Source organism: Streptomyces sp. NH27, assembly GCF_056859195.1.
On the sequence record NZ_JACEGK010000612.1, the window covers coordinates 1 to 4,394 of the forward strand.

The following is a 4,394-nucleotide window of genomic DNA, read 5'->3' on the forward strand; positions in this document are numbered from 1 at the left end:
GGTCAGGCCGGGCCGTGTCAGGCCGGGCCGTGTCAGGCCGGGCCGGGCAGGCCGAGACCGCCCTGCGGTTCCTGCGCGATCCGCGCCGAACTGCCCCACACGCAGTCCCAACCGCAGACCAGGCTCAGCGTGCTCCCGGCCACGCTGATGCTGATCGGCATCAAGTTGGCCTTCCTCTGGTCCTTCACGTTCTCCAGCGACTGGAGCCTGAGCACTTCGTTCACGGGGTTCCTCGTCTTTCGTCGATCGGTTTCCACTGTCCGCCGTCACCGGACGGCGCCGACGGGGCCGTTGCCGCGGCTGTCGCCGCGACCGCAAACGTGCGCCGGTCACGTCACCGGCTCGGACCGGCACCGGCTCAGACCGGCGCCGGCGACCGCTCCGGCACGCTCTCGGTCCGTCGCGCGGCGCGCAGGGCGGACGGCAGGCTCAGCGCGATGCCGCACAGGGCGATCAGCCCCATGACCCACAGCGCCCCGCGCACCCCGATCCAGTCGCCGAGCACACCGCACCCCAGCGCGCCGACCAGGCCCGCCGCGGCGAGACACACCTGGAGCGCGGCCATCGCGCGGCCGAGCGTCTCCTCCGACATGTCGGAGACCAGTACGGAGCTGACGGCCACGTTGGCGATCGCGCCGAAGAAGATGGGCAGGCCGATGCCCATCGCCGCGCAGAACGCGGCCAGCGGCAGCGGTCCGGCGGCCAGCGGCAGCAGCAGGCTGCAGATCATGCCGGCGGTGAAGGCGGCCAGCATCACCCGCCGGGCGTCGCGGCCCGGCGTCAGCACCCGCCCGGCGACGGCCGAGCCGGCCAGGCCCATCAGCCCCGAGAGCGCGAAGAGGGAGCCGTACGCGGCGGTCGGCAGGTGGATCACCCGCAGCAGGAACGGTCCGGTCAGGGCGGTGACGCCGGCCAGCGTCGCGGCCGGCACGATGATGAACACGCCCAGCGCGCGGTGGAAGGCGTCCCCGGTGAAGACCCGCATACCGGCCATGGCGCCGCGCAGGGTGGTGAGGACCGAGGGTGCGGGCCCGCGCGGCACGAGGTCGGGCGAGCGCATGGTCACCAGGGCGGCGGCGCTGAGCACGTAGCTCGCCACGTCGACGGACAGGGCGGCGGCCGCGCCGAGCACGGCGATGGCGGGTCCGGCCAGTAGCCGGCCGACGAGCGCGGCGCCGTACTGCCCTGCCTGGAGTCTGGCGCGGGCGCCGCCGATGCCGTCGGGACCGACGAGTTGGCGCAGGTGCAGGAAGTACACGGCCGTGGACAGCGTGGACGCGGCGCCCATGACGGCGCAGAGCAGGCCCAGCCACAGCAGCGAGACGGCGCCGGCGGCCAACCCGAGGGCGACCACGCCGATCGCGACCGCGCAGACCAGGTCCAGCAGGATCAGGGTGCGGCGCGGGTGGACGATGCGGTCGGCGAGCGCGCCGGCCGGGAAGCCGAACAGCAGGATCGGGGCGGTGGCGGCGGCGCTGATCAGGCCGATGTCCCCCGCGGAGGCGTTGAGGTGCACCACGGCCACGACCGGCAGCGCGATCGCGGTGAAGACCGAGCCGAAGGCGGAGGCGGTCTGCCCGCACCAGTAGAGGTTGACGTCACGGTCGACGGCCCAGCCCGCGCCGCCCGCCTTCGCGGTGCTCGACGTGTCAGCGGCATCCGCGTCGCCCGGGGCATCCGCGTCGCCCGGGGCATCCGCGCTGCGCGCGGCATCCGCGCCGCCCGCCGTGTCCGCGGCGTCCGAAACGCCCGCGCGGTCCGTCGCCTTGCCCGCCCCGATGGCTTTCTCACGGCTCATCGGTCCACCTCAACGGGTCGCGACGGTACGGGTGTGCGCGCCGGCGAGCGCGTCCACGGTGAACAGCGGGTCGGGCGCGGGGTCCAGCAGCTGCGTCAGGAAGAGCAGCACACCGGCCGAGCCGCTCCACAGGTCGGCGCTGAACCGCATGAGCTGGTCGCCGAGGAAGCGGACGCCGGTCTCGTGCGGTACGGCGAACTTGAACAGTCCCCGCGCGTTGCGGATCGCGTCGGCCCTGGCCGCTTCGTCGCCCGTCGCCTCCGCGTACTCCGCGAGGCCGAAACCGAGGCCGGCCAGGCCCTGGTACAGCCCGGACATCACGGTGTACGTGGTGCGTGTCGGCAGCAGCAGGCGCGGCATCGCCTCCGTGAGCCGGTCGTCGTCCACCACCCGCACGTAGCGGACGACGGCGTGCGCCATGGAGGCGGAGCCGCAGTAGAGGTACGGCAGGCTGCGGTCGTCGGTGGCGGAGACCGGGAAGGCCAGGCCGGGCGCCTCGGGGTCGCTGGCGCGGTCGAGTTCGGCGTGCAGCAGCTGTACGCCGCGGCTCAACCCGTCGGCCGACCCGGTGACTGCGGCGAGTTGCTGGAGCATCAGGGCGATGCCGGTCCGGCCGTGCATGAGGCCGGTGGCGTCGTCGGGGCCGAGGCACGGCGTGAGGTCGGCGTCGGACGGCAGCGCCGCCGCCAGCTCCAGGGCCCGGTCGAGGTGCGACTCGTCGTGGGTGTGGCCGTACATCGCGAGGTGGGCGAGGGCGACACCGGAGGAGCCGCCGAAGAGCGTCGCCGACGCGCCGGAGGTGATGAGGGGGTGGCGGTCCGCGGCGGCGAGCAGGTCCCGCGCCTCGTCCAGCATGCCGTGGTCGGCGAGCACCCAGGCGATGCCCGCGGTGCCGGCGAACAGCCCGGGGGCCAGGCGCTCGACGCCGCCGAGCGTGTCGTCGCGCAGCCGCTCCAGCGCCCCCTGCGGCAAGGCCCGGCCGGCCCGGCCGAGGGCGTGCAGGACGCCCGCGGAACCGTAGGCGAGGCACTGGGTGTTGCTGCGGTAGCCGTCGGCGATGGTGGGGAACACCCGGTCGGGGTGGGCCGGGTCGGCCATGGCGACCAGCGCGTCCGCGGTGCGGTCGCGCAGCTCGGCGAGGTGCCGCAGCGGGTCGGCGGCCACCTCCTCGGGCGACGGGAGGGAGGCGACGCCCTCCACCGCGGCGCGCGGCTGGTGGAATCTGACGGCCTTGCGCCACAGCGGTTCCGGCAGCGGCGCCCGCTCCAGCAGTTCGCTGCGCAGGTGCGTCAGGGTGTCGGGGTTGCGCTGTGCCACCTGGTGGTAGGGCCCGACCAGCAGCAGGGCGAGGCCGGCCAGCCCGTACTCGTCGTGGATCAGCAGGTCGTCGCCGACGAGGTCTGCGGGCGGCGCGTAGCCCGGCGTGCCCATCACCAGGATGTCCTCGCTGTCCGAGCGCTGGGCGGCCTCGAAGTCGACCAGCCTGACGCTGTCGTCGTCGCCGACCATCACGTTGCCGGGGCTGACGTCGACGAAGAGGTAGCCGGCCGCGTGCAGCCGGTCCAGCGCGCTCTCGATCCGCGCGAGCAGCTTCTCGGACCGGACGTAGTAGTCGCCGTACTCGTGCGGGCGGCGGCCTACGCCGAGCATCGCGTGGTTGGCGACCATCCAGCGCTGGAGCGTGTCGCCCTCGATGAACTCGGTGACGAGGAAGTCGTGTTCCCACTCGCGGAAGTAGGCCAGCGGCTGGGGGGCCAGGCCGGGTGCCGATTCGTGGAGTGCGGTCAACGTCTCCCATTCGGCGCGGAGTTGGTCGGGTGCGGTGGCCTCGCCGTGGCCGACGCCGGTGTGTGCGCGGGCCTCCTTGATGAAGACCTGGCGGCCGGTGGCCTGCTCCAGGCCGCGGTAGGCGCCACCGGAGTTGGTGAACTGCAGGGCCTCCTCGAAGACGTACCCGTGGAAGCGCACCGGCCCCGTCCTGCGGGCCGCCTTCGCGGTGGCGGGACGTTTCGCGACGAAGGGGTCGGTCATGCCGGCCGGGAGGTGGAAGGACACGCCGCGGCGGTCCTCCTCCAGCTCGCCGTCGGCTCCGCGGACCAGCAGGGTGCGCGTGCCGTCGGCGTTGACCCGCTCGCGCGGCGCGAAGGCGCCGTACCGGTAGTGGACGGTGCGCGAGTCCCGGTAGCGCCGGTCGGTGAGGATGAACGGGCCTTCCTCGTCAGCGAGTTCGGCGCGCAGGAGCTCCATGAGGTCGCGGGCGGCGGGGACGCTGGTGGGGTAGGCGGCGACGAACTTTCCGCTCTGCTGCCGGACCGCCTGCTTCTGGTGCGTCCACCAGTAGAACAGCCGGCTGGACAGGTGCTTGAAGGCGATGTCCTGTTCGAAGCAGATGGCGGCGACGGTGTCGAGGACGTACTGCTGGCGGCCGGGTCGCGCGGACACGTGCACCTTCCAGCCGTCCTCGACACCGCGAAGTTGCTTGCCCCGGTGCCACATCGTCCAGACGCCGGACTCGGTCTCGGTCCAGTCGTCCGGTACCCGCTCGGGACGGTAGATCTCACCGCGGTCGCGGGTGGTCTCCAGCGGCGCGTAGAAG

The 4,394-nt window shown here is 73.6% G+C and carries 3 protein-coding genes; all 3 read right to left on the reverse strand.

Annotated elements, in window-relative coordinates; genetic code table 11:
- Nucleotides 1-32: 32 nt before the first annotated feature.
- Complete coding sequence (locus AC13HU_RS33030; protein WP_483045667.1) at nt 33-224, reverse strand: hypothetical protein; 192 nt, start codon at nt 222-224, stop codon at nt 33-35.
- Between the two features lie 134 nt (nt 225-358).
- Nucleotides 359-1,798, reverse strand: a complete 1,440-nt coding sequence (locus tag AC13HU_RS33035; protein WP_483045668.1) for an MFS transporter — start codon at nt 1,796-1,798, stop codon at nt 359-361.
- A gap of 9 nt (nt 1,799-1,807) precedes the next feature.
- The coding region (gene lanKC, locus AC13HU_RS33040; protein ID WP_483045669.1) for a class III lanthionine synthetase LanKC at nt 1,808-4,394 on the reverse strand (2,587 nt) is incomplete at its 5' end.

What these genes read in the sequence shown, in the direction of transcription:
- AC13HU_RS33035 (WP_483045668.1), bottom strand. Translation starts at nt 1,798, where the DNA reads ATGAGCCGTGAGAAAGCCATCGGGGCGGGCAAGGCGACGGACCGCGCG.